This window comes from Schleiferilactobacillus shenzhenensis LY-73 (genome assembly GCF_000469325.1).
GTDB classification, from domain to species: domain Bacteria; phylum Bacillota; class Bacilli; order Lactobacillales; family Lactobacillaceae; genus Schleiferilactobacillus; species Schleiferilactobacillus shenzhenensis.
Map to the genome: position 1 here is coordinate 10753 of NZ_KI271586.1, position 24378 is coordinate 35130.

Annotated in this window: 24 protein-coding genes and 1 pseudogene; 17 read left to right on the top strand and 8 right to left on the bottom strand. The window is 56.3% G+C overall.

Annotated elements, in window-relative coordinates; genetic code table 11:
* Positions 1-142: 142 nt before the first annotated feature.
* Both L248_RS05460 and L248_RS05465 read right to left on the bottom strand, forming a co-directional pair.
* Complete coding sequence (locus L248_RS05460; RefSeq protein ID WP_022529124.1) at positions 143-1078, bottom strand: DUF368 domain-containing protein; 936 nt, start codon at positions 1076-1078, stop codon at positions 143-145.
* Positions 1079-1142: 64 nt separating this feature from the next.
* Positions 1143-2018 (bottom strand): mechanosensitive ion channel family protein, encoded by an 876-nt coding sequence (locus L248_RS05465; protein WP_022529125.1) that lies wholly within the window; start codon positions 2016-2018, stop codon positions 1143-1145.
* A gap of 123 nt (positions 2019-2141) precedes the next feature.
* Here L248_RS05465 and L248_RS05470 point away from each other — a divergent pair, with 123 nt between their 5' ends.
* Positions 2142-2543, top strand: coding sequence for a DUF948 domain-containing protein (locus L248_RS05470; RefSeq protein WP_040535183.1), 402 nt, complete (start codon positions 2142-2144; stop codon positions 2541-2543).
* A 28-nt stretch (positions 2544-2571) separates the two neighbouring features.
* The gene (locus L248_RS05475; RefSeq protein ID WP_022529127.1) at positions 2572-3153 is read left to right on the top strand and encodes a YtxH domain-containing protein; all 582 of its coding nucleotides are present in this window, start codon (positions 2572-2574) and stop codon (positions 3151-3153) included.
* 92 nt (positions 3154-3245) lie between these two features.
* On the opposite strand, the gene L248_RS05480 is transcribed toward L248_RS05475, so the two are convergent.
* Positions 3246-4352, bottom strand: coding sequence for a M24 family metallopeptidase (locus L248_RS05480; RefSeq protein WP_022529128.1), 1107 nt, complete (start codon positions 4350-4352; stop codon positions 3246-3248).
* Between the two features lie 202 nt (positions 4353-4554).
* Here L248_RS05480 and ccpA point away from each other — a divergent pair, with 202 nt between their 5' ends.
* The 11 genes from ccpA to L248_RS05535 all read left to right on the top strand — a co-directional run bounded on the left by ccpA (position 4555) and on the right by L248_RS05535 (position 13138).
* A complete protein-coding gene (ccpA, locus tag L248_RS05485) occupies positions 4555-5559 on the top strand; it encodes a catabolite control protein A (RefSeq protein WP_022529129.1) in 1005 nt (334 codons plus the stop codon).
* A gap of 29 nt (positions 5560-5588) precedes the next feature.
* Positions 5589-6059 carry a hypothetical protein gene (locus tag L248_RS05490; RefSeq protein ID WP_022529130.1) on the top strand — a complete coding sequence of 157 codons (471 nt, stop codon included), beginning with the start codon at positions 5589-5591 and terminating at the stop codon, positions 6057-6059.
* 247 nt (positions 6060-6306) lie between these two features.
* Complete coding sequence (locus L248_RS05495; RefSeq protein WP_022529132.1) at positions 6307-7065, top strand: GntR family transcriptional regulator; 759 nt, start codon at positions 6307-6309, stop codon at positions 7063-7065.
* 18 nt (positions 7066-7083) lie between these two features.
* A complete protein-coding gene (agaF, locus tag L248_RS05500) occupies positions 7084-7512 on the top strand; it encodes a PTS galactosamine/N-acetylgalactosamine transporter subunit IIA (RefSeq protein ID WP_040535099.1) in 429 nt (142 codons plus the stop codon).
* 32 nt (positions 7513-7544) lie between these two features.
* Positions 7545-8732, top strand: a complete 1188-nt coding sequence (locus L248_RS05505) for an SIS domain-containing protein (RefSeq protein WP_022529134.1) — start codon at positions 7545-7547, stop codon at positions 8730-8732.
* Between the two features lie 66 nt (positions 8733-8798).
* The gene (agaV, locus tag L248_RS05510) at positions 8799-9287 is read left to right on the top strand and encodes a PTS N-acetylgalactosamine transporter subunit IIB (protein ID WP_040535101.1); all 489 of its coding nucleotides are present in this window, start codon (positions 8799-8801) and stop codon (positions 9285-9287) included.
* A 150-nt stretch (positions 9288-9437) separates the two neighbouring features.
* A complete protein-coding gene (locus L248_RS05515) occupies positions 9438-10256 on the top strand; it encodes a PTS sugar transporter subunit IIC (RefSeq protein WP_022529136.1) in 819 nt (272 codons plus the stop codon).
* Positions 10246-11133, top strand: coding sequence for a PTS system mannose/fructose/sorbose family transporter subunit IID (locus L248_RS05520; RefSeq protein ID WP_022529137.1), 888 nt, complete (start codon positions 10246-10248; stop codon positions 11131-11133). Before L248_RS05515 ends, L248_RS05520 begins: the two co-directional genes overlap by 11 nt.
* 63 nt (positions 11134-11196) lie before the next feature.
* Complete coding sequence (gene nagA / locus L248_RS05525; protein ID WP_022529138.1) at positions 11197-12357, top strand: N-acetylglucosamine-6-phosphate deacetylase; 1161 nt, start codon at positions 11197-11199, stop codon at positions 12355-12357.
* A 252-nt stretch (positions 12358-12609) separates the two neighbouring features.
* Positions 12610-12879: a type II toxin-antitoxin system Phd/YefM family antitoxin gene (locus L248_RS05530; RefSeq protein WP_022529139.1), complete on the top strand. Its 270-nt coding sequence runs from the start codon at positions 12610-12612 to the stop codon at positions 12877-12879.
* Positions 12872-13138 carry a Txe/YoeB family addiction module toxin gene (locus L248_RS05535; RefSeq protein ID WP_022529140.1) on the top strand — a complete coding sequence of 89 codons (267 nt, stop codon included), beginning with the start codon at positions 12872-12874 and terminating at the stop codon, positions 13136-13138. Before L248_RS05530 ends, L248_RS05535 begins: the two co-directional genes overlap by 8 nt.
* A 2242-nt stretch (positions 13139-15380) precedes the next feature.
* Here L248_RS05535 and L248_RS16505 read toward each other — a convergent pair.
* The 4 genes and pseudogenes from L248_RS16505 to L248_RS05555 form a co-directional block, all read right to left on the bottom strand.
* Positions 15381-16355 (bottom strand): annotated as a pseudogene (locus tag L248_RS16505) (transglycosylase domain-containing protein); the annotation flags it as partial.
* A 91-nt stretch (positions 16356-16446) separates the two neighbouring features.
* Positions 16447-17868 (bottom strand): dipeptidase PepV, encoded by a 1422-nt coding sequence (gene pepV / locus L248_RS05545; RefSeq protein WP_022529143.1) that lies wholly within the window; start codon positions 17866-17868, stop codon positions 16447-16449.
* A gap of 33 nt (positions 17869-17901) precedes the next feature.
* Complete coding sequence (locus tag L248_RS05550; RefSeq protein WP_040535104.1) at positions 17902-18252, bottom strand: ArsR/SmtB family transcription factor; 351 nt, start codon at positions 18250-18252, stop codon at positions 17902-17904.
* A 5-nt stretch (positions 18253-18257) separates the two neighbouring features.
* Positions 18258-19694: a glycerophosphodiester phosphodiesterase gene (locus tag L248_RS05555; protein ID WP_022529145.1), complete on the bottom strand. Its 1437-nt coding sequence runs from the start codon at positions 19692-19694 to the stop codon at positions 18258-18260.
* Between the two features lie 100 nt (positions 19695-19794).
* Here L248_RS05555 and L248_RS05560 point away from each other — a divergent pair, with 100 nt between their 5' ends.
* Genes L248_RS05560 through L248_RS05570 form a run of 3 tightly spaced genes read left to right on the top strand, consistent with a single transcriptional unit; the run spans position 19795 to position 21381 of the window.
* Entirely contained in the window at positions 19795-20475 is a 681-nt protein-coding gene (locus L248_RS05560) for a hypothetical protein (protein ID WP_022529146.1), read from the top strand.
* Positions 20476-20478: 3 nt separating this feature from the next.
* Positions 20479-21039, top strand: a complete 561-nt coding sequence (locus L248_RS15100; protein WP_022529147.1) for a GNAT family N-acetyltransferase — start codon at positions 20479-20481, stop codon at positions 21037-21039.
* Between the two features lie 15 nt (positions 21040-21054).
* On the top strand, positions 21055-21381 hold the full coding sequence (locus L248_RS05570; protein WP_022529148.1) for a hypothetical protein: 327 nt from the start codon (positions 21055-21057) through the stop codon (positions 21379-21381).
* Here the strand turns inward: L248_RS05570 and L248_RS05575 are convergent, their stop codons facing one another.
* The gene (locus tag L248_RS05575) at positions 21382-23310 is read right to left on the bottom strand and encodes an ABC-F family ATP-binding cassette domain-containing protein (RefSeq protein WP_022529149.1); all 1929 of its coding nucleotides are present in this window, start codon (positions 23308-23310) and stop codon (positions 21382-21384) included.
* A 293-nt stretch (positions 23311-23603) separates the two neighbouring features.
* Here L248_RS05575 and L248_RS05580 point away from each other — a divergent pair, with 293 nt between their 5' ends.
* Positions 23604-24263 (top strand): redox-sensing transcriptional repressor Rex, encoded by a 660-nt coding sequence (locus L248_RS05580; RefSeq protein WP_022529150.1) that lies wholly within the window; start codon positions 23604-23606, stop codon positions 24261-24263.
* Positions 24264-24378: the final 115 nt, after the last annotated feature.

Genomic DNA, 24378 nt, shown 5'->3' on the forward strand with positions numbered 1-24378 from the left:
TAGCCCGTAGTCACCCGGGTCAGCACCAGAAACTAACCTGCCTTCCAATCCGCGCAGTTCGTAGTCACTGGGGCTAGCGCCAGACACCTTCACGGTGCATGAAAAAAGGGCCCTGCACTCAGGGCCCTGGAAACAATCAGATTTACGCGATGCTGTGCCTTTCTTCCTCGACCACGGTTTCCTCCGGCTTGTCGAAGAACAAGGCCGACAAGATGCCGAAGACCGTGAGCACACTGGCTAGGCCGATCTGGAGGGCCAGCTGGCTGCCGGCCAGGTTGGCGAACGGCGGGAAGATGCCCGTCTGGAGCAGGATAGCGGTGGCCGCCAGGACGACGCCGAAGACGGTATAGTACACCTGAGCGGGAAACAGCTTCAGAAGCCATTCCATCAGTTTAGCGATGAGGATCAAGCCCACCGCCGCGCCGACGATGAAAGGGGCCAGCACCAGCAGGCCCTGGCCGATCATCGCCCAGCCTTGGCCGTTGCCGCGCAGCAGCAGCCCGGCGGCGTCCGTGAGCTGGCTGACGGCGTGGTAAACCGTCCCATATTGGTTGATGACCATCAGCATGATGGAACCGGAGATGCCGGGGATCGCCATCAAAGACACCGAGAACAGCCCCGCGAAGAGGAGCATGCCCACGTCGCCGACACTGCTCACCTGGCGAATGGCAATGGTCGTGGTACTGGCCGGTTCACCCATTTGGGAAAGCAGCCAGATGACGATGAAGCCGCCGGCACTGAGCAGCAGATACAGCGGATTGAAGCGGATCTGACGCATTTTCTTCACAACGAAAGGGACCACACCCAGGACTAAGCCGGTGAAGAAGGCGTAGGCGAGGATGGGAAAGGCTTCCGTGAGATACAGCACGAGCTTGGTGGAGGCGAGGATGCCCAGGACGACGCCGAGGGCGATGGGCGCGAGGAAGCGAGTGTGACGGCGGACGTCCGAGCGGAAGTGGTTGACACTGGTCAGCAGCGGCTCATAGACCCCGACGACGACCGCGAAGATGGAACCGGAGAGGCCAGGAACGACAAGTGCGATGCCGATGAGGAAGCCTTTGACGATGTTCATGAGCATAAATATATGTTCTCCTTTAAATGGCTAGTATCTCTAGCTTACCAGAGCCTTGTGCAGAAGGATACTAAGATTTGGTTAGGTTCAGCGTACTGGTGGGCAGCGTGATGCCGGCTTCGTGCAGCGCCTGCAGGTACGCGGAGAGAAAGGCGTTTTGAATCGTCAGCTGCGCGCCGTTCTTGGCTTTCATCTGCACTTGGACGGCCAGATCCCCTTTACCCAGGTCGGTCACCCCGAGAATATTGGGACCATCGGTGATGTCCGGATAATCCGGCACCATTTTTTTGTTCACGGCGGCGATCGTCTCCTGCACTTTGGCAATTGGGGTGGTGGGGAAGACATGCACGCTGATCAGCACCCGCATGTCACCGCGGGACTTGTTGGCGACGATACTGATGTTGCGGTTGGGAATAAAGTTCAGCGTGCCGTCGAAGCTGGTCACCTGGGTGGTGCGGATGCCAATCGCCGTGACGGTACCGGTAATCTCACCGATTTGGACGATGTCGCCGACGTCGAACTGCTTTTCTAACAGGATGAAGAAGCCGGTCACCACGTCGCTCACGAAACCTTGGGCACCAAGGCCCAGGGCCAGGGAGATGACCCCGGCGCCGGCGATCAGTGTCCCCACCGGAACGCCCAGGGCAGAAAGGATGGCATAAAAGTACAGGAACCATAGGAGGTAGCTGGTGCCATTCGTTACCAGCGTGTCCATGGTCGCCACCCGGGAGACGGCGTACTTGCCGTTCTCCCGGTACCGGCGGAACACGTGGCGCAGCACCAATTGGGCGACCTTTCTCAAAACAATGAACAGCAGCGTATAAAACGCCAGGGTTAAGGCCTTCTCAGCTAGGACCGCGACGATATTCTGCCAGCGAAAACGGGCGAGGAACTCCTCCCAGGCGTCTAACGGGTCGCTGGTCCCACTTGCAGCGGCAAGAAACACGGTGCCGCCTCCTTTCTTTGCATTACGAATAGTTTACCATGCTGCGCGTTATTAATTGAAGGCGTCCAGTAATGATGGTATTCTGGAATTAGCAAGTTTTGAGGTGAACGGATGGTGGAAAATATGTCGGGTAGTGAAATTGCAGCACTGATTGCCGCAATTGCGTTTCTGTTATTGGTCGTGTTCCTGATCTCCACGTTGTTGAAGGTCAACAAAGCATTAAAGAGTGTGAATGAAACCGTTGCCCAAACCACGAAGACGTTGGACGTGGTGACGGGCGATGTCGACGTTTTGACCCAGCAGGTGGAAGCGCTGCTGGTGAAGTCCAACACATTGCTGGACGACGTCAATGGCAAGGTTGCCGATACAGATCCGTTATTCAAGGCCATTGGCGAGCTGGGCGAGACCGTCTCGGATCTGAATTCCAGCTCACGGCACTTGGTCGCCAGTGTCAAAAAAGGCGGCAAGCGCACGGCTGAAGCCGGTCTGGCCAGCCGCGCGATGCGGTTATTTCGGCGGAATTAGGTTGATTTAAGAAAGGAAGTTTGGCGTTATGGCGAAAAAAGGACATTTTTTGATTGGTTTCGTGATCGGCGGGGCGGTCGCCTTTGCCGCAGCGACATTGCTGGCACCGAAGACGGGTGCCCAATTGACCGATCGGCTTAAGAAAAAAGGCGGCGCCGGTAAGGACCGGGCCATGGACTATTATCAATATGCGACAGATTTGACTGATTCGTTACGGGATCAAGCCGGTGACAAGATCGAGGATCTGAAGGAAACCTTTGCCAACTTCAAGGATTCGATCAACGCCAAGCACAGTTCCCCGGCGGACAAAGAAGCATTTGATGCGGCCACCGATGCCTTGGGCGATGATTTGACCCAGGCTGAGGACAACGCGGACGACGAGGGCTTCGATGACATTGTCATCGACGGCAAGTCTGCCTTTGAAGCGGCCAAAGAGAGTGCTGATCAGTCCCAGACGGCGACGGATACTGATCCCCAGGCCACCGATCCGACACCGGTCGCCCCCGTGCTGAGTCCCGACCAGCCTGGCAGCGGCGCCCCGCAACCGGGCACTGCTGAGCGGCCGGTTGAAAACAACCAGGATGATTCAGATAATCAACCCCAGCAATAAAGGGTCGTTACACAGTATCAGTACAGAAAAAGACTGAACGCATAGCCCTCGGCCCTGCGTTCAGTCTTTTTTGTCGTGCACAGTCCTTCTGTTTAGTCTCGTACCGGAATCACCCGCAACGCCTTATCCGTATGGGTAAACGGCTCACTGCCAGTGGCCGTGACGTGGACGCAGTCCTCGATGCGCACACCGGCGACTCCCGGAATGTAGATTCCGGGCTCAATGGAGAAGCACATGCCCTCTTGTAGGGGCATGTCATTTCCGGCCATGATGGACGGGAACTCGTGGGTCGACGTCCCGATCCCGTGGCCCAAACGGTGGATGAAGTATTCACCGTAACCAGCCTGGGCAATGATGTCCCGGGCAATCTTATCTAACTCAGAGGCCAGCAAGCCGGGCTTGACAGCGTCCATGGCTGCCAGTTGAGCTTCTAAGCAGACATCAAAGATCTCCTTCTGCTTGGCGGTCGGTTCACCGTAAGCCACGGTCCGGCTGGCGTCGCTCATGTAGCCTTGATGGTTGGTGCCTAAGTCGAACAGAACCAGTTCATTCGGGGCCACCTGAGCAGCAGACGGCTCGCCATGGGGATCCGCCGCGTTGATGCCGGCTTGGACAATCGTGTCGAAGCTCATGTGCATCACCCCTTGCTGCATCATGGCATAGTCGATCTCAGCGGCTACGCCTTGTTCCGTGATGCCTGTCCGGAGCGCGTTGAAGCCCACCCGGAAGCATTCGTCGGCTTCTTTGCCGGCGGCCACCATCAAGGCGATTTCATCCGCGGACTTGATCAGTTTGGCCTGTTCCATATAGCGGGAGGCGTCAGCGGTGAAAACGGCGTCGGGGAAGAATTTCCGCACCGCTTCATAGCGGCCGAAGGGGAGGACATCTTTCTCAATGGCCCAGGTGCGGTTGTTCTGACTGCGTTCCTTGATCCGCGCAGCAATGGCGGTGAAGGGGTCTTCTTGGTCCATGTAGCCGAAGACGTCTCCTGTCCAGCCAGCTTTCTTCGCCGCTTCCACCGAGAGGGCGGGCGCGAAGAGAAAAGGGGCCGCGTCTGGGAAAACAAAGAGGGCGAGGACGCGTTCCTCAGGTTCGCTGTAAAAGCCGGTGAAATAATTGATATCCGTCGGGTCGCTGATGTAAGCGACATCCACGCCTTGGTCGGCGATCCACTGTTGCAGTTGTGTCAGATGACTCATGGTTGGCCACTTCCTTACATAAGATAACGATAGTATAGCATGACCATCGATCATGGTTGCGGACGGAGTTACAGAAAATGAGTCGGATATGAATCGACGGAATTTCATGAAATTTTCAAGAATACGCTTGCATTTCCGGCCCGGGTCTGGTATTGTTTTACTGTTGAATTGAAAACGAATCATAAATGTGAGGTAAATGTGAATGGATAAACAGACTATTACAATCTATGACGTTGCCCGCGAGGCCAACGTATCGATGGCGACTGTTTCTCGCGTCGTCAACGGGAATCCCAACGTGAAGCCCGCCACCCGGCAAAAGGTGCTCAAGGTCATCGAAAAGCTTGACTACCGGCCTAATGCGGTCGCTCGTGGGTTGGCGAGCAAGAAGACGACTACGGTCGGCGTCGTGATCCCGGATATCACCAACATTTACTTTTCGACGTTGGCCCGGGGCATTGACGACGTCGCGACCATGTACAAGTACAACATCATCCTGGCCAACTCGGACGAGAACAGCCAGAAGGAAGTCAGTACGCTGGATAATCTATTCGCCAAGCAGGTCGATGGCTTGATCTATATGGGCCACAACATTTCTGACGCAGTCCGGGCGGAGTTTAGCCGGGCGAAGACGCCCATCGTGCTGGCCGGGTCCGTTGATCCTGACGAACAGGTCGCTAGCGTGAACATTGACTACAAGGCCGCCGTTAAAGAGGCCGTCGCGCTGCTCTTGCAGAAGGGCGCCAAGAAGATTGCCTTTGTGTCCAGTGCGATGAACCAGCCGATCAACGGCGAATACCGGTTGTCCGGTTACACCGAGGCCCTGGCCGAGGCCAAGATTCCCTATGACGGCAACTTGGTCTTTGAGACGGACTACAACTTCCGCGCCGGCGAAGCCCTGTGGGATAAGCTGCAAGCGGTTGGGGCCGACGCCGCCTATGTGGCCGATGACGAGCTGTCTGTGGGTGTCTTGGACGGTGCACTGGATCACGGGGCCAAGGTGCCAAAGGACTTCCAGATCATCACCAGCAACAATACGTTCCTCACCGAGATCACTCGGCCCCAGCTGAGTTCCATTTCTCAACCGCTGTACGATATTGGGGCCGTGGCGATGCGTTTGTTGACGAAGATGATGAATAAGGAGACCGTCAGCGAGAAGACCGTCCTCCTGCCGTTCACCATCACGGAACGCTCATCCACCAAGAAGTAAGCAGGAGCGTGTAGAAAGGAGCCGAAGACATGTCCCCGTTTTGGATCTGGTCGCTGATCATCGGGATCATTTTGTTCATTGTCCTGATCGTGGTGGAGTTTATGTACCTCAGCAACCACTTTAAGGCCAAGCGGGCCCGTCAGGATCTGGCCAAGCGGCAATTCATTCACGCTTGGCTGGGCCGCAGCGGAACGGGGTACGTCGGTGTGACCCAAAAGGCCGTGACGGTCTTCAAGACCCCGGAACACCAGCAGCGGTTCCCATTAAAGGACCTCTTTGTCTTCACCCAAAAAGGCCGGCGGCTGGACTTCAACACCACTTACGGGCCTCTGACGCCCCAGCAGCAGGTGTGGGGCGTGATCCTGAAAAAGGACGATTTCCGCGCTTGTACCCAGTGGCTAACGGATCACGGGGTGCTGGTGACGCCGATGAGCAAGCTGATGGCTGACGTCAAGCAGGTCATGGCGGAGCATCAAGAAGGAACCAATTCAGGTCGTTAAATCGGGCAGGCGAGTCTGTTCGCCTTCAATGTCAGATTTCTTCACATGGCAGATACCAAGAAATTGGTACCTGCCATTTTTTTATTGGGCGGCGCCAAATCAGTAATGGCAGCGTTCACCGGCCATTTTAGACAACCGTCAACCAGTGATATATCAACATTTGCATGTTAAAATCTTGACAAAATAGGGTAACCGCTTTTACAATGACAATGTGGTTGGTACCAGTGAACCAGTGAGGTGATGGGCGATGGCCAAGTATGAGCAGCCATTACATGAACAGCTTGTTGATCTGCTGCGTGAGAAGATCACCGCCGGCATGCAGCCCCATGATCGGCTCCCATCGGAACGGGAGCTGACCAAGCAGTACCAAGTCAGCCGCAATACCGTGCGGATGGCGCTGGAAGAGTTGGAAATGATGGGTTATATCTATCGCCAGCACGGCCGCGGCACGTTTGTTGCCAATCGGCTGGCGCAGCCCACGGATCTGACGAGTACCTATAGCTTTTCTGATCAGATGCGCAGTATGGGCCGGACCCCGCATACCGATATTGTGTATCTGAAGCTCATCGAGGCGCCGAAGTTTTTGGTCGAGCACATGCACCTGCCGCTGGGTGCGCCGGTCTATAAACTGAAGCGGGTGCGCTGGGCGGACGACGTGGCCATGATGGTGGAGCGGACTTTTTTACCAGCCACACTGCTTCCCCGGCTCACGGTCGCTCGGCTCACGAATCACTCGTTGTATCATATTATGCAGACGGATTATGGGATCCGTATTCGGCGGGCCAACGAAGCGTTCTATGCCGGTATTATCAGTGCCAAAGATGCCAGCAAGCTCCAAGTGCCCTCTGGCAGTCCCTGCTTGAACGTTCAGCGGACTACTTATGATGCCCAAGACCGGGTAGTGGAATACACCTTGAGTGTGTCCCGCGGCGACCAGTTCGTCTACCAGGTGCATCACGTCAACCCTGGTTTTATTCAAACCAGCGGTGACGCGGTCAATCAATAACACGGAGAGGTGATTCATTTGATCGGTATCATCATTACCGGCCACGGCCATTTTGCCAGCGGTATCGCCAGCACCATCAAGCTGCTGAGCGGGACTCAGGAGAAGCTGACGGCGGTCGATTTCACCGAAGGCATGACAGCAGATGAGCTCCAGCAGAAGCTAGGCCAAGCCGTCCACGCCTTTGGAGATGTGTCCGGGGTGGCATTCTTTACCGACATCCCCGGCAGTACGCCCTTCAACCAAGCAGTCATCTACCATACCGCCCATTCCGAGACCACGGTGATGGCCGGGACCAACGTGTCCATGGTCATGGAAGTTCTGTTCCAGCGTGAATTGAGCGTCGCCCAGTTTACCACCGTGGCGATCCAAGCCGGCAAGGCCGGGGTCGTGGCGTACAAGAACCATCCCCGGAAGACGGCGCCGGCAGACGACGAAGACGGTATTTAAGCACGATTTCAGAAAGAGGAGATCAATTCAATATGTTTGAGAAATCCGAAGCAGAATTGACGAAGATGGGTGCCCAGATCACCACGAAGGAAATCAAGCAGCAGCCTGACTTGTGGGCTGAAGCTTGGTCCAATTACCGGACCATGAAGCCGGAGATCGACACCTACTTGAACCGTGTCCGCAATGAGAACCAGGGCGTCGTTCGGGTCATCTTCACTGGTGCCGGCACGTCCGCCTATGTGGGCGACACGATTACCCCGTATTTGAACCGGACCGGTGATCGGGATCACTTCCAGTTCCAAGCAATTCCCACCACCAGTTTGGTGTCGGCCCCCTACGATTATTTTGAACCGGAGACGCCGACGGTGCTGGTCAGCTTTGCCCGGTCCGGGAATTCCCCGGAAAGCGTGAAGACTGTCGAACTGGCCGAGCAGCTGGTCAAGACTTTGTATCAGATCACCATCACCTGCGCGCCAGAAGGTCACTTGGCCCAGCGTGCGGAGGGCGAGAAGAACAATCTCGTGCTGCTGCAGCCGGCGGGCGCAAACGATCAGGGGTTTGCCATGACCGGCAGCTTCAGCTGCATGGCGCTGACCGCGCTGCTGGTCTTTGATACCCGCAGCAGTGAGGACGACAAGAAGCGTTTCGTGGATACGATCATCGCCATGGGCCGCGAAGTCGTCGCCCGGGAAGGCGAGCTGCAGAGCTACGTGAACGAGGACTTCGACCGCATTACGTACCTGGGCTCTGGCAGTCTGGGCGGTTTGACCCGGGAAGCTCAGCTCAAGATTTTGGAGCTGACCGCCGGCAAGATCGCCACGGTCTTCGATACCTCCATGGGCTTCCGTCACGGTCCCAAGAGCTTCGTCGACGATCATTCGCTGGTCTTCGATTTTCTCAGTAACAACGCCTACACGCGGGACTACGATATCGACGTATTGGAAGAAATCCACGGCGACCACATTGCCAAGCGGGTCGTCGGGATTGGGACTGATCACGGTCGTCAGTTCAGCGGCGAGAACTTCTTCTTCGCCAAGGGCACCCCGGATCTGCCGGAAGGCTACCAAGCCTTGCCGGATGTGATGGCCGCCCAGACCATTGCCTTGCTGAGTTCGATCAAGGTGGGCAATACGCCGGATACCCCGTCGCCGACCGGGACTGTGAACCGCGTCGTGAAGGGCGTCATTCTCCACGACTACCAGCCCAATTCACAAGCGTAATAGTTGTGTCGTCCCGCTCAGAACAACACAATAGAAAGTGGGATTACTTCCAAGGAGGTTTATGTGATGGCAACACCTAATATTCTCGTGACCCGGATCGATAATCGCTTGGTCCATGGCCAGGTGGGCATGACCTGGGTCAATACCATTGGTGCCAACTTGGTCGTCGTCGCCAACGATGATGTGGCCAAGGACGAGGTCCAGCAAAACTTGATGACGATGGTCATTCCCGATACCGTCGGGATTCGCTTCTTCAGTATCGAGAAGACGATCAAAGTCATCGGTCATGCGGCCCCGAGCCAAAAAATCTTACTCGTTGTTCGTACCCCGCAAGATGCGCTGAAGCTCATCAAGGGCGGGGTTCCCATTAAGAAGCTGAACATCGGCAACCTGCACTTTGCTGAAGGGAAGAAACAACTGTCGGCGACCGTCTCGGTCTCTGAAGATGACATTGCCACCTTCAAAGAACTGCACGATATGGGTATTGACCTGTCCGTGCAGGGGATTCCGAACGAAAAGGAAACCGATATGATGGAGCTTCTCGCCAAGGCCTAGGCGCCGGTGTTGAGTGACCACCTCCGGCGCGGATGTCTGGTTTGGGGATCTTTGGAACCATCCGTCGCCGGTGCCATTATTTATCCGTCAGTCTGACACGTTTTCAGTGGGGCGGACTGACATACTTTCTCAATCAGAGGAGGAAAAAGCATGGAAGTCTCAATTTGGCAGGCACTGCTTGTCGGCTTGTGGGCTGGTATCGCCGCGATCGACCAATTCAACGGCTTGACCCACATCCACCGGCCCATCGTCACAGGTGCCGTCATCGGTATTATTTTAGGCCAGCCAACCGTCGGGATCATCACCGGTGGGACGCTGGAACTGGTTTGGGCCGGCATGGTGCCCCTGGCTGGGGCCCAACCGCCTAACGTTGTTATCGGCGGGGTCATCGGTACGCTATTCGCCATTCTGTCGAAGCTCAGCCCGACCACGGCCGTCGGTATTGCGGTACCGTTCTCCGTTGCGGTCCAAGCATTGATCACCTTGCTGTTCACCGGGATGGCTCCTGTGGCTCACGCCATGGATGTCGCCGGGTTGAATGGCGAGACAAAGACGATCGATCGGATGGCCTGGATCGAACCGGCGATCCTGTTTGTTGGGTTCTTCATCATGGGCTTCCTGCCGGCACTGTTCGGCAGTAACGTCATCACCCCGATGGTGAAGGCCATTCCGTTATGGATCCTCGGCGGGTTCCAAGCCGCGGGCGGTATCATGCCGGCCGTTGGGTTCGGGATGCTGCTGAAGATCATGTGGAAGGTGGAATATGCCCCGTTCTTCGTGGCTGGCTTTATTGCCGCCGCTTACTTGAAGATGGAGATTCTGCCCATCGCTTTGTTAGCCGCAGCCTTCGCCGCATATGACTACTTTGCTAACCAGAACCGGAAGAGCAGCGGCGGCGGTACGCCGGCACCGGCTTCCGGTCCTAGCACGGACGACGATGATGAGGAGGACTACAGCAATGGCATCTGAAGAAAAAACACTCAAACAAGTCGAACAGACTCAGATCCCTGACACCTACCAAGACCCCACCGTCCGCAAGGTGATCACGGAGAAGGATCTGCACAAGATGGTTTGGCGTTCACTGATGCTCCAGTCATCCTTCAACTACGAACGGATGCAGGGCGGCGGCTGGACGTACAGCTTGATTCCCGGACTGAAGAAGATCCACCAGAACAAGACCGACCTGGGTTATGCCCTGCTGGATAACTTGCAGTTCTTCAACACCCACCCATTCCTGGTCACCTTCGTGCAAGGGGTGATCCTGGCAATGGAAGAAAATAAGGAAAACCGGTCCACCATCCGAGGTATCAAAGTTGCTTTGATGGGTCCTCTGGGCGGTATCGGGGATGCGCTGTTCTGGCTGACCCTGCTGCCGATCACCGGTGGTATTGGTGTTTCCCTTTCTGAACAAGGCAACATCTTCGGGCCGATCCTGTTCCTGATCCTGTTCAACCTGGTCCACTTCTTCCTAATCTTCTGGCTCATGGATTATGGCTACCACACCGGGACGCGGGCCATCGCGACGATGCGGGAAAAGACCCAAGAAATTTCTCGGGCGGCTACCATGGTCGGCCTGGCCGTTGTCGGCGGGTTGACGGCGAGCTACGTGAAACTGGCCTTCAACGGGACGACGAACTCATTCTCCATCGGTAAGATGAAGATGAACATTCAGACCGGGATCATCGACAAGATCATGCCGGCGCTGATGCCCGTGGCCTACGTCTTCTTCTGCTACTGGATGCTGAAGAAAGGCCGTTCACCGCTGACCTTGATTGGCATTACCCTGCTGATTGGTCTGATTGGTGCCGCCGTTGGCCTGTTTGCTTGGCCGGCAGCGATTAAGTAACACAGTTTCATTGCGGCGGGGAACCGCCGCGTACATAACTATTTTCGAGGAGGAATTTTTCAGATGGCTTATTACATTCATGCGGCAAAGTTTTTCTTACCGTCCAATACTGAAATTGGCGGGTATCTGGAAGTAACGGATGACGGTAAATTCGGCCGGTATCTGCCGGAGAGTCAAAAGCCGACGGGCCAGATCGTTGAGAAGAAGGGCCAATGGATCGCCCCGGGACTGGTGGACACCCACATTCACGGGCTGCTGGACCACGATGTCATGGATAACGACTGGTCCGGCATGCAAGCGATGAGCGAAGGTTTGCTTACTGCCGGTGTGACCAGCTGGCTGCCGACGACGCTGACCGGCTCCTTTGACCAGCTGAACGATGTATGTAAGACCATCGGCACCCACGCCGGCGAAGAGACCGGTGCCAAGATCCAGGGGATTCACTTCGAAGGCCCGTTTTTCACGACGAAGCACAAGGGCGCACAGAACCCGAAGTACTTCACCGACCCCAGTTACGAGAAGTTTGAGAAATGGCAGGACTCTGCCAACGGCCTGCTGAAGAAGATCGCCATTGCCCCGGAGCGGGACGGTGCCGTGGAATTTACCCGCAAGGTGACGCAAGAGGGGACCGTCGTGGCGCTGGGCCACAGCGACGCCACCTTTGAACAAGCGGAGGCTTGTGTGGAAGCCGGTGCCACTGTCTTCACCCACACCTTCAACGGTATGAGCGGCTTGAACCACCGCCAGCCGGGGATGGTTGGTGCCGCGATGTACCTGCAGCGGGTCGACGATGAGCTGATCTGCGATGGCCACCACATTCGTCCCGAAGTCGTCAGCATTCTGATTCGGGAGAAAGGGCCGGAGCACATCGCTCTGATCACCGACTGCATGCGCGCCGGCATGATGCCGGACGGAGATTACATTCTCGGCGAGTTCCCGGTATACGTGCGGGACGGCATGGCCCGGTTGAAGGACGGCGACAGTCTTGCCGGCTCTATCCTGAAGCTGAACCAAGCCATCAAGAATGTGGTCGACTGGAACGCTGCTACCCCCCAGGATGCGGTCCTGATGGGCAGCTATGTCCCGGCCAAGTCCAGCGGTGTCGCTGACACGTGCGGCCAGATCCTCCCCGGCCGCGATGCCGACTACATCGTGCTGAACCAAGATATGTCTCTGGCTGAGACGTATCTGGACGGTAAAGAACGGTACAACGCCAACAAGTAACCTGAAGCAAGAAAGCAGCCCCTGCCAGCGATGGCGGGGGTTGTTTTTTACGTCAACAAAAAACCAATACTTTCCCAGTCCAGGGCGGTGCAATGCGGTTAATACGGACTTGATCAAAACGACTGGCGCACAGGCAGGGGATGAAATCCACCCGCCGTCGAAAAGCATGTACATATTCGTGTACAATATTATCCTAATATTGTACAATGATTTAGGTAAAGAGAGTTGAACAGAGAGAAAGGGGATAGCGAGATGGATGCTGTCGGAATTTCCAACTTTCGCCGAAATTTGCGGGAATACGTGCAAAAGGTAAACGACAATTCAGATCCCTTGATTGTGACAAGCCAAAATTCAGACGACAACGTCGTTGTGATGAGCAAGCGTGATTACGACTCAATGCAGGAGACGATGGCCGTCCTTTCTAACATGTACCTCATGAACAAGATTCAACGAGGCGATGCCCAGTTTGCCGCCGGTAAGGGCCAGGTCCACGAGTTGAACGAGAATTTCGACGATGATTAAGTCCTGGAGTGACGATGCGTGGGCGGATTATATATACTGGCAGGATATTGGGAACAGGCGAAACGTTAAGACCATTAATCGGCTGATCAAAGCGATTGAACGAGATCCGTTTAATGGGCTTGGTCTCCCAGAGCCGTTGAAGTACGACCTGTCAGGCAAGTGGTCCCGGCATATTACCCAGGAACACCGGTTGATCTACCGCGTGGATAAGACCACTGTCTATATCTATTCCTGCCGCGATCACTACGGCAAAGGATAAGTAATTAAAAATGGGAACGGGACAAAATTCTCCCTCGACGCCGTGCCAAAGCTCCGCAAGCTCCGCGTTGGCACTCAGTATATCGCGGAATATGAATTTTGTTCCAGTCCCGTTGTTTTTTAGTTTCGATCCAATCCTGCAAAAGGGCCGCCCACTGGTGTTTTAGAAACAAAATCGGTTGAGCTACAGTGGCCCATCACTTTGTAATAACCAAAAAGGCACTCAGCAGACGTGATCTGCTGGGTGCCTTTCTCACTCATCATTGACCCGTGTTGTTTCCTTGGTTCTCACCGCCAGATTGGTCGGACTCACCACCGTTGGTCGTCCCGCCGCTAGTCCCGCCGGAGGTGTTGCCCCCGGTGCCGCCGCCGGCAGTGCCGCCAGAGGTATTGCCGCCCTGGTTGGTGTTGGTGCCGGTACCGCCATTGGTCGTGCCGCCATTTGTGCTGGTGCCGGCGTTGGGCGTCTGACCGTTCTGGTTCGTCTGGCTGCCGTTTTGACCGGTGGTCTGGCCTGTCGTCCCGTAGCCGCTTTGCTGACCGTTGGTGCTTTGACCCGCCGCGCCGGTCTGGCCGGTGCCCAGTCCGGAGTTGCCGCCGGCATCCACACCGGTCTCGTCGGTGGCGTCATAGTCGCTCACATCGCCGACCTTATCGTCCGGATCGCGGATCGTCTTGCCGGTGTACTTGGTGACCGTACCGTAACCGTTCTTGGCGCCGAAGAAGTTCGCCCAGAAGAGGTTGTAGTTCTTCGTTGTTCCGCCGATGCCGAAGGAGAAACTGGTGGATTTTGGCGTGTAATCATTGAATAGGCTGGTGGTCTCGCTCCCGCTGATCTTGGTGGACGACCCCTTGTAAGTGATCGTGCCGGCGGGCAGACCCGTCTTTGTCAGAACGTCCACCGATTTCACCGTATCCGGCTTGCTGAAAGACTTATCCAGCTGGAAGACGCTGGGATCGGCTTGGTAGGCGGCGTTGGCCACCCGCGCCCAGAGCGCTTGGTTGATGCTGGTGCCGTCATCCGTCAGGTTGTAGGCATGACCCCAGAAGTTGTCGTAACCGATCCAGGACGCCATGGTGATGCCCGGGGTGGAGCCGACAAACCAAACATCCTTGTTATCATTGGACGTCCCCGTCTTGCCGTAGAGCGAATCCGTATTGAAGTTCAACTGGTAGCTGAGCCCCGCCGCGGTCCCTTGGGTAATGACGTTGCGCAGCATGTCCCGCATGATGTACGCCGTAGCCGCAGAGAAGGGCTGGGTTTTCTGACTCTTATGCTGGTAGACGACTTCGCCGGAAGGGGCCACGATCTTGTCGATGACGTAAGAATCGGTGTACTGGCCCTGGTTAGCGAAGGTTGAAAAGGCACTGGCCTCCTGCTGGACGCTGATCCCGTTGTCGGTCCCGCCCAGGGCGATGCCCAGGCGTGACAGTTCGGTGCTGCTCAGGTCGATGCCCATCTTGTCCATATACGTCTTGGGGTTGGTCTTGCTGCGCAATTCCTTGTACAGGTTGACCGCCGGAATGTTATACGATTTCGCCAGGGCTTCCGAGGCACTGATGAAGCGGTTCTGAATCGTTGACCCATAATCCGACGGGGAATAGCCGTTGTAGTTGACCTCGAAGTCGGCGATTTGGGACTGGGTACCGATGATCTTCTGATCCACCGCCGGGCCATAGACCAGGTATGGTTTGATCGACGAGCCCGGAGAACGGTAGGTATAGAACGCATGGTTGCTCTGATTATTTTCGTAATCCCGCCCGCCGATGAAGCCGAGTACGGCCCCCGTCTGGTTATTCAGCAGGATCATCCCGTTTTGCACCGGTTCGGTGACCGTTTCTTCCTGGCCCGTCTCCTGATTCAGGACAGTGTATGTGTGGGTCGTCCCCAAGTAGTCGCCGTAGGATTGCAGGGCATCCTGCATCGCCCCGTAGACGGACTTGTTGATGGTGGAGTGGACTTGGTAATTCTTCGTGGTGAGGAGCGTCAGCGCCCGCTGGCGGTATTCCCCATAGAGGGCCTTGTTCGCCCGGACTTTGGTCCACGATTCGTGGTCGCTCTTGGCCAAATACTGGGCCAAGTAGTAGGTCGCTTGGTCAGAAAGGAGATCATACATGTACCCCAGTTTGGCATCGGTGCGTTCCGACGTACCCTTGGGCAGAAGTTCTTTTTTGATGTCTTCTTTCTTCGCCGCCTGGTACTGGCTGCTGGTCAGCGCCCCGGCCCGGTACATGCGGAAAAGCACTGTGTTCTTCCGGTCGAGGCCGGCGCTGATGTCTTTGCGCAGCGCGCCTGTCTGGGTGTAGGGCGTATAGATCGACGGGCTTTGGGGCATCCCGGCGATGTATGCCGCCTGGGCGATGGACAGGGCGTTCGCGTGTTTACCAAAAAGACCGAGGGCGGCTTCTTCCACCCCGGCCACGTTTTCGCCCTTGTTGTTGCGACCAAAAGTGGCCACATTCAAATAGGCTTGCAGGATATTATCTTTCGTAAAGAACTTGTCGATCCGCGTGGCTAGCAAGATTTCACTCGCTTTGCGCTTGAAAGTTGTTTCAGACGACAGCAGCTGCATTTTGACCAGTTGCTGGGTGAGTGTGGACCCGCCCGTCTGGCTGCCGATGCCGGTGATGTCGCTGACCCCGGCCCGAATGAGGGCTTTGGGGACGACGCCGGAGTGGACATAAAAATTCTCGTCTTCTGTCGCGACAATGGCTTTTTTCAGCCAGGGCGACATCTGAGCGGACTTGATCGGCGTCCGCCGCAAGTCCGTATTGAAGTTCATCATTTTGACGTTCTTTGCGTAATAAAGCAAAGACGATTGCTGGGTGGTATTGATTTGTTTCGCTAACGCGGTCCGGGAAGGGACCTTAACGGTTTGCACCAAGGCGCCGAAATAACCTAGAAAAATGCCCAAGGCCAAACCGCCTAACACGATCAGCACAGCAATCGCTCGGAGCATGACCAGACGAAAGGTCGTCATCATCACGTTGAACCAGAAGGCAGCGGCCTTCCAGAGGTCGGCCCAGCGGTCGCCTGCATGGGTGCGCAACCACCCGGCGAAGGGGGTATCGCGGCCGTCTACGACGGTCTCTTCGGCCCGATTGCGGGTCTGCCGCCAAGCATGTACTTGGGCAGCCGCACCAGTCCGCAGATGGTCCCACCATTGTCGAATTCGATTCAAAAAATTGCACCACCTTAAAAAGTTACACGACAGCATTATACCGTAACCCTTTGGACAAGAAAAACACAACCACGTTACAAACGCGTTAAGACGCGCTTCTGCTGCACGTGGTTGTGTCCAAAAAAGACTATTGGGCTAGGCGGTAAATGGCATCCGCATAGATGGCTGTCGCTAGCCATAACTCAGAGAGGGGCATGTATTCGTTCGCTTGGTGCATGACGCTCTCTGTATCGGGCAGTTCGGCGCCGAAAGCCACGCCGCGGGGAATGACCCGGCCGTATGTGCCACCGCCGACGATCTGCTCGTGGCCGGGCTGACCGGTATGGTCGGTATAGACCTGTAATAAAGTTTTGACCAAGGGGTCGTCGCCGCTGACATAGTGGGGCGGTTCAGGGTCGCCAACGATCTCGCTGGTGACGCGGTCTGCACCGATTGTCTGAACGATCTGGCGGTTGATGGTCTGATCACTGGTCCCCTGCGGGTAGCGGACGTTGATCGTCACCATCGCTTTGTGCTCGGCCGCATTGAAGTAGAAAAGGTCGGCACTGGCACTCAGGTCGCCCATCAGCGCGTCGTGGTGGGAGATGCCCAGCTGGGTGCCGTCGGTGTCCTGGGCCAGGTAGTTGGCGATGACCTGAACATAGGCGGCACCTAAGCCGGCCAGCGGCTGACTGTTCAAAAACATCGCCAAATAGGCGGCAGCGTTGATCCCCTGATCCGGGGTGGAGGCGTGGGCCACTTTACCCGTGACGGTCAAGGTGATGTTGTCGCCCTCGGCTTCACCGGTCATATTGCCGTCCACCGGGTGCGATGCTAAGAAAGCATTAAAGGATTGCAGCAGCTCACCGGGGTTAGCGCCGCTGACCACGGCAATGGCGCGGCCAGGGACCATGTTCGTGCGGATCCCGGCGGTGAAAGAGTGCAGCTGGTAATCGCCGTGGGCGGGTTGTTTCGGCGGTAAAACGGTGATCGTGAAGTCAGCGATGCCTTTCTCCCCGTTGATGATCGGGAATTCAGCGTCGGGGGAGAAGCCAAAGGCCGGAACCGGTTCGCTCTTCAGATACGTGTGGATACCGACCCATTCGCTCTCTTCATCGGTGCCGAAAATGTAGTGGATCTGTTTGTGAACAGGCAGACCAAGGTCTTTCACGATCTTTAACCCATAATATGCCGCCAGTGCCGGACCCTTGTCGTCAGCCGTCCCGCGGCCGTAAATACGGCCGTCCTTGATCACTGGCGCATAAGGGTCGGTGGCCCAATCGTCGCCGGCCGGGACCACGTCCAAGTGGCCAAAGATGCCGAAAATCTCGTCACCGCTGCCGTAGGCGATGCGCCCAGCAACGTTGCCAACATTCTTGGTGGTAAACCCGTCGCGGCGGCCGATGGTCAGCATCGTGTCTAGTGCCTTGGCCGGGCCGGGGCCCAGCGGCGCGTCCGCCGTGGCGTGTTTCGTGTCCCGTTCGGACTTGATCTTTAACAGCGTCTGCAAGTCCGCCAAGAGTGCGTCTTGGCGCTTGGCGACTTCTGCTTGCCAATCTATTTTTTCCATTGAAGCAACAACTGCCTTTCCAAATAATTAGATTTACTTTGCTTTTTCAGAGGCGTGGGCCAGCGTCTGCGAGAAGATGGTGATCACGTGGTCATCGGCCAGCGAATAGTAGACTTCTTTGCCTTCCTTGCGGCTCTTGACCAGTTTGGCCTGTTTGAGCAGCCGCAGCTGGTGGGAGACGGAGGATTGGGACATCTCGAGGATGTCAGCGATGTCGTAGACCCGCAGTTCGGATTCGTACAGGGCGAAGAGGATTTTAGCCCGCGTGCCATCGGAGAACATCTTCAACATGCCGGTCATGGCGGCAATCGTGCTCTCGTCCGGCAGCTTTTCTTTCACATCGGCGACCAGGCCGATATGGTCGATCTGACTTGCATCTTCCATAACGATCACTCCTTCTTCGCCGTCTGGCGGGCGGCAAGATAAGTAAGAAACTGGGGGTTCCACGCTGCTAAGCGGGTTTTCTGCGGTGATGCCGTCGCTGGGACCTTGGCGGGTTTGATCAGCTGACTGCCAGGAACCAATGCAGTCAAGTCCAGCAGCGCGATGCGGCTTTTGGCCGGTTCTTGATAGAACGCGGCCAATGCGCCAGGGGTTTGCGTCGGCGCGGCGGCTGGCAGATGCAGCAGCAGTTTCGCCGTGTTGACCCAACCGACTTTGGTTTGGACCCAGGTACTGCTGTTGACCACCTTGATGGCGGTGATGCGGTACCGCTTCTGGGGTTGAATGACTCCCGTGACGGCTTGGGGATGTGTTGGTGACCCGTAGGCCGGGGTGGCCGTGACTGTGGGCCGTAAGCGAACAGAGGCGTTCACGAAGGGGACCAGCGTCGCGCAAAGCGTTTCCGGATTCACATAATCCGCGTCAACGTACGTATTCGTGCCGATCTGGTAATACGCCCGCCCCTCCATGCTGACGTACTGGGTGGCGTGGTAAGCCGTCCCAGGCTGGGCCTGGGTCTGATTCTGCACGCGCAGGTATGGGTTCTCGTAGGTGGTCAGTGGTTTGGCGCTCACGATGCCGACGTCCTGGTCTGTCGTCCGGACGTTAGCACTGCCCTTCAGGACCTGGTACTCGTGCCCAACTTCGGGATAATTCGTGACGACGCCGTCAATGGGCAAGTTGACGACAGAATTCCATTGCTGCTGTTTTTCGGTCATCTCATCCCACACGAAGACTTTCTGACCGATGTAATGCAGCTGATTGACCAGCTGCGGGGTGGTGATTTCGGAAGAAATATTCACCCCCGTGGTGACAGTGAAGCGCTGAAAATTCAACCGGCCCAGCGATCCGGCGATGAAGATGCGGGGAATACTGGGCATCAGTTTTTTCATCTCTTCCAGGCTTTCGTAAGAAAAGCTGTGGACCATCACGCGATTTTCCATATGGTACTGTTTGATCAAGGCGACCAGCAGAGACTCCATGTTCTTGGGGTTGCCCTTGGCCGTCTTCTTGGTCTCCAGCAGAAACTTGGCGTTGGGATCGTTTTGGTAATGGGCAAACAATTCTGCCAAGCTGTGGATCGGCTCGCCGTTGGCCTGGTGCAGTTTCTGCAGGTCGGCGAAGTTGTTTTGGGAGACGATGGCATGGGTATTGGTCACCCGGTACAGGTCGCGGTCGTGACTGATCACCAGGACGTTATCCTTGCTCACGTGCAGATCGAGTTCAACGTAATTGGCGCCGTGTTTGAATGCCGAATCGTCGCTTTGAAAGGTTTCTTCCGGTGCATTCAGCGGGTCGCCCCGGTGACCAACGACCAAGAAGCCGGCACTGAGTATGTAGATACTGACCAGCAGCGCCATGATGGCGATTTTTTTTGCGGGCATGACGCACTCCCTCCATGCAAATTGCTGACAACTAGTGTAACATAAAAATGCGAACAAGGCCGTGAATGCCGTCTTAACGGCTAGAAGGGGAGTTATCCCGATGACATACGACACATGGGTCTTTGCTGAACGTTTCGTCAATACGTGGCTGCCGGTCGGTCTGGTCGGCGGCCTGCTCCTGCTGACCGGCGGCTTACTGGCTTACTTTCATAAGGGCCGCGCCCGCCGCTGGGGAGCCGGTGCCGCCGGGATCGGGGTGGTGATGCTGGCCGTATTCATGATCATCACTTACCAGCCGACGACCCAGACTTATATGAAGGAGTTTGGCCACGTGACGCCGCGGATTCGAGTGGAAGAACCGACTTTCTTCGGTTACACGGCGACCAGCACGCAGCTGACCGGTATTTACAGCAAGGTGCGCAACGACGATGATATGAAGCAGCTGCCAATGTATACACGCACGGCCTATACCCAAAAGGTCCGCTATGCGGGGGATGCCAACGGCAGTTACTATTTCTATCTCGGTTCTCTTGTCGCCCCCATCAACTACATGGGACCGGTGGAAGAACGGGACGTTGCCCAGCCCTACTTGCGGGGTTACCGTTATACCTTGAAGGATCCGCAGTATAAGCGGATTGGCTTCATCAATCCGGAGAACGCGACAACCATCGCGCTGGTGGTGCCCAAGACCTTGAAGCACCGGGCGCCCAGTGCAGACGTCTTGGGGAACAATAAGCGGCTGGCCCGGGTCGATTCCGGCTGGACCACGGAGGAAAAGTAGCCGATGGATATGTTTGATGATGCCTTGCCCGCTCAGTGGGTCAGTGGCGACGGACAGTTGCAGTTTGCGCTGACGGTCCCGGCCGAAGCCGAGCTGTTTTATCCCCAGTGGCGTGACGCGGCGGTGGCCCGGCAGCTGGGGATGGCCCCGGTCCAGGACCTAACCGCTGTGCGCAGCCTCATCGGGTACTACAGCGGTATGGCTCAGACCGGCGAAGCGGCGCGCTATACTGTCCGCCTGAACGGAACGGTCGTTGGTATTTGCGGCTACAACGGCATCGACCGCGACGACAGCCGCACCGAGATCGGTTATGAGATACTGCCGGCCAAGCAAGGGCGGGGACTAGGGACAGCGGTGATTGCCGCGCTGGTCGCCCAGGCCTGGGGGCCGCTCCATTTGAACCGGGTGAGCGCTGGGGTCTTGCCGGACAATGCTCCGTCGCTGGCCGCGCTGGCGGCCAACGGATTTCTCACCGAAGGCACGCTGCGCCAGTTCACCCGGATTGGTGACCAGGCCTACGACTTGGTCATCTGCAGCAAGGTGCACGCCCTCGACGCCCAGTGAAGAAAGGAAGGTTCCATGCCTGATAAAGCAATGACTCGCCGCCAGACGCTGGATCTGATCGAACAGATCACCCGGCTGGACGGGTCCCAGTATTATGAAATCAGCAATATGTTCATGAATGGCCGGGCCGAATTAGCCGCCATTCGGGGCATGATCAAAGAAGTCCGGATCGTGCAGCTGAATATTGCCCACACCAAGGCGGTGCAGGCCTATGAGAAGTACATCAACGATACCTACACGATGCCGCCGGAAGACTTCACCGAATGGGTGGAGTGGGATAAGCCGGCGGGGCCGGTGCGGGAGGCCTACGAGGAGATCCTGAAGACCAACCACGTGGGGTGATCAGTCTTGGTCTTCGTCTAGGGCCGTCAGTTTGTCCGCCCAATCATTTTCGGCCGTATGCCGTTTTTGCTGTAATGCAGTGAGTTGCGTTTGCAATTCCTGCATTTTTTTGTAGTCTTGGAGAACATCCGGGGCGGCCATGGCTTCTTGGACCTTGGTCTCCTGTTTGCTCAAGTGGTCGATTTCACTTTCGAGGCTGGCCACTTCTCGTTCTAGTTTTCGCTGTTCCCGCTGGGCCGCCTTCGTTTCTTCGAAGGACTGCTGGGCTTCTCCCTTGTCTTCCACCGGCGCGGCTTCGACTGGGGCCTGTTCAGCCGCCAGCGCGTCTTCTTCGGCTTTCTTTGCGATGTAGTAATCGTAGTTGCCGAGGTAATGGCTGGAACCCTCCGGGGCAATGACGTAAGTGTGGTTGGCCAGCGCGTTGATGAAGTACCGGTCGTGGGAGACGAAGAGAATCGTCCCAGCGAAGTCTTGCAGGGCGTTCTCCAGAACTTCCTTCGACTCGATGTCCAGGTGGTTCGTCGGTTCGTCGAGAATGAGGAAGTTATCGTGGTCCAGCGCCAGCTTGACCAGGCTGAGCCGGGCTTTCTCCCCGCCGGACAAGTCGGCCACGTACTTGAGCACGTCATCGCCGCGGAACAGGAAGCTGCCTAGCACGGAGCGGATGTCTTTCTCGGCCATCGTCGGGTGGTCGTCCCAGACTTCATTGAGCACCGTTTTTTCGTTGTGCAGGATCATCTGCTCCTGATCGTAGTAGCCGACGGTGACGCCGGTGCCGAAGAGGGCGGTCCCTTTGAGAAAAGGAATCTTCCCCAAAATGCTTTTCAGCAGGGTGGACTTGCCGACGCCGTTGGGCCCAATGATGGCCGCCCGGTCGCCTTTGTCCACGTTGATGTTGATGGGGCCAGCCATCGGTTGCGCCGGGTCATACCCCACCGTCGCGTTGGTCACGCGCAAAACGTCATGGCCGCTGGTGCGGTCCGGCGTAAAGCGGAAACGAATCGTTTTCTCTGCGCCTGCCGGTTTAGGCAGCCGCACCATCTTTTCCAGTTTTTTGCGGCGGGATTGGGCCATCTTCGTGGTGGACGCTCGTACGATGTTTTTCTGGATGTAATCTTCCAGTTTGGCGATTTCGGCCTGCTGGTGCTCATACGCTTTCCGGGCTTGCTCCGAGCGGGCTTCCCGTTCCTGTAAATACTTAGAGTAATTGCCGGTATAGGCCGTTGTGCCGTCAGCGCGCAGTTCAACGATTTGGGTGGTCAGCTTATCCAAGAAATACTGGTCGTGGGACACCAAAAGCAAGGCGCCGGGATAACTGCGCAGATACCCTTCCAGCCAGGTCAAGGTGTCGATATCCAGGTGGTTGGTGGGCTCGTCGAGGATCAGCAATTGGCGCTTTTCCAGCAGCAGCTTGGCCAGGGCTAACCGGGATTTCTCCCCGCCGGATAGCGTGGCGATGGGCTTATCCCAAACATCGCTGCCGAACTTGAAGCCGGTGAGCACGGAACGAATCTCGGCCTCATAACCGTAGCCGTTTTGTTCCGTGAAGCGGTGACTGAGCTGATCATAGGCGGACAGCAGATCTTGGTTGGTCGGGTCCGCCCCCATCTGTTTTTCTAAATCCCGGATCTGGGCGGCCATTTTTCTTAAATCGCTGAACACCGTCAGCATCTCATCATAAATCGTTCGGTTCGTGTCGAGACCCGAATCCTGGGCCAAGTATCCCCAGGTGAGATCGTTAGCGAAGGTAATCGTTCCGCCATCCGGCTGTTCCTGGCCGATGATCGTTTTGATGAGGGTGGACTTGCCCACCCCGTTGGGCCCCACGAGGCCAATGCGGTCGTGGTCCTGAACGATCAGGTTGGCATTAGTGAACACCGGCACGGCGTTGAATTCTTTGGTGATATGCTGGGCTTGTAAGAGAATCACGATAGGTAACACCTTTCTAAGAGCGGGGCAGGTAAGAAAGCCCACAAGAGTCGTTCAATTTCACTTAATATTCTACTGGATAACGATGGGTACAACAATGGACACTTTGTCTTGTGATTTATTTGCTTTTTGGGTAAATTACAAGTATCATAAGCGTACGCAATAGAGGCCGGTCGTGGGAATCATGCTTTCCCACTTAAAGCCGAACATTCACCAATGGCGGCGGTTGTCGTCGCCTACACCAACGGTCAACTGGTTACGTCAGCGGCCGTTCCATTAAGGAGGAGCTTTTTATGGCAGATTTCAAAATTCCCAAAGCAACGGCGAAGCGTCTACCGCTATACTATCGCTATCTCACCTTTTTACATAATGCAGGCAAGCAAAAAGTCAGCTCGACAGAACTTTCTGAGGCAGTGAAAGTAGATTCGGCGACCATTCGCCGCGACTTTTCCTATTTTGGCGCCCTGGGCAAACGGGGCTATGGGTACGACGTGGATTCCTTGCTGGCGTTCTTCGCCAAGACACTCAATCAGGACCACTTGACCAACGTCGCACTGATTGGCGTGGGCAACTTGGGGCACGCGCTGCTGAACTACAATTTCCGACAAACGAATTCAGTGCGCATTTCGGCCGCTTTCGACGTGAACCCTGACCTGACGGGGACGATCCAAAGCGGTGTGCCGATCTACCCGATGGATGAGCTAGAAACACAGATCAAGGACCAGCAGATCGACATCGTCATTCTGACCGTGCCGACCCAGGCAGCGCAGGACATTACGGACCGACTGATCAAGGCCAACGTGCACGGCATCTTGAACTTCACCCCGATCCGGATCTCCGTTCCCGACACGGTGCGGGTGCAAAATGTCGACCTGGTCAACGAACTGCAAACCCTCATCTACTTCATCGACCACTATTCCAACCAGCCGAAGACTGAAGAAGCCGCCGACTAACGACCACCAAGCGAAGCCCCAGCGGCTCCGCTTTTTTTGTGTGCTGGGGGAAAGATGAGCGAGACCCGGCGATTTGGGCCCTCCGGCTGGCTGGGCGTGGAACGTGGCCGGCACA

Coding starts and splice junctions, on each gene's coding strand:
- L248_RS05460 (WP_022529124.1), bottom strand. CDS start 1,078: ATGCTCATGAACATCGTCAAAGGCTTCCTCATCGGCATCGCACTTGTC.
- L248_RS05470 (WP_040535183.1), top strand. CDS start 2,142: ATGTCGGGTAGTGAAATTGCAGCACTGATTGCCGCAATTGCGTTTCTG.
- L248_RS05475 (WP_022529127.1), top strand. CDS start 2,572: ATGGCGAAAAAAGGACATTTTTTGATTGGTTTCGTGATCGGCGGGGCG.
- L248_RS05480 (WP_022529128.1), bottom strand. CDS start 4,352: ATGAGTCATCTGACACAACTGCAACAGTGGATCGCCGACCAAGGCGTG.
- ccpA (WP_022529129.1), top strand. CDS start 4,555: ATGGATAAACAGACTATTACAATCTATGACGTTGCCCGCGAGGCCAAC.
- L248_RS05490 (WP_022529130.1), top strand. CDS start 5,589: ATGTCCCCGTTTTGGATCTGGTCGCTGATCATCGGGATCATTTTGTTC.
- L248_RS05495 (WP_022529132.1), top strand. CDS start 6,307: ATGGCCAAGTATGAGCAGCCATTACATGAACAGCTTGTTGATCTGCTG.
- L248_RS05505 (WP_022529134.1), top strand. CDS start 7,545: ATGTTTGAGAAATCCGAAGCAGAATTGACGAAGATGGGTGCCCAGATC.
- agaV (WP_040535101.1), top strand. CDS start 8,799: ATGGCAACACCTAATATTCTCGTGACCCGGATCGATAATCGCTTGGTC.
- L248_RS05515 (WP_022529136.1), top strand. CDS start 9,438: ATGGAAGTCTCAATTTGGCAGGCACTGCTTGTCGGCTTGTGGGCTGGT.
- L248_RS05520 (WP_022529137.1), top strand. CDS start 10,246: ATGGCATCTGAAGAAAAAACACTCAAACAAGTCGAACAGACTCAGATC.
- nagA (WP_022529138.1), top strand. CDS start 11,197: ATGGCTTATTACATTCATGCGGCAAAGTTTTTCTTACCGTCCAATACT.
- L248_RS05530 (WP_022529139.1), top strand. CDS start 12,610: ATGGATGCTGTCGGAATTTCCAACTTTCGCCGAAATTTGCGGGAATAC.
- L248_RS05535 (WP_022529140.1), top strand. CDS start 12,872: ATGATTAAGTCCTGGAGTGACGATGCGTGGGCGGATTATATATACTGG.
- pepV (WP_022529143.1), bottom strand. CDS start 17,868: ATGGAAAAAATAGATTGGCAAGCAGAAGTCGCCAAGCGCCAAGACGCA.
- L248_RS05550 (WP_040535104.1), bottom strand. CDS start 18,252: ATGGAAGATGCAAGTCAGATCGACCATATCGGCCTGGTCGCCGATGTG.
- L248_RS05555 (WP_022529145.1), bottom strand. CDS start 19,694: ATGCCCGCAAAAAAAATCGCCATCATGGCGCTGCTGGTCAGTATCTAC.
- L248_RS05560 (WP_022529146.1), top strand. CDS start 19,795: ATGACATACGACACATGGGTCTTTGCTGAACGTTTCGTCAATACGTGG.
- L248_RS15100 (WP_022529147.1), top strand. CDS start 20,479: ATGGATATGTTTGATGATGCCTTGCCCGCTCAGTGGGTCAGTGGCGAC.
- L248_RS05570 (WP_022529148.1), top strand. CDS start 21,055: ATGCCTGATAAAGCAATGACTCGCCGCCAGACGCTGGATCTGATCGAA.
- L248_RS05580 (WP_022529150.1), top strand. CDS start 23,604: ATGGCAGATTTCAAAATTCCCAAAGCAACGGCGAAGCGTCTACCGCTA.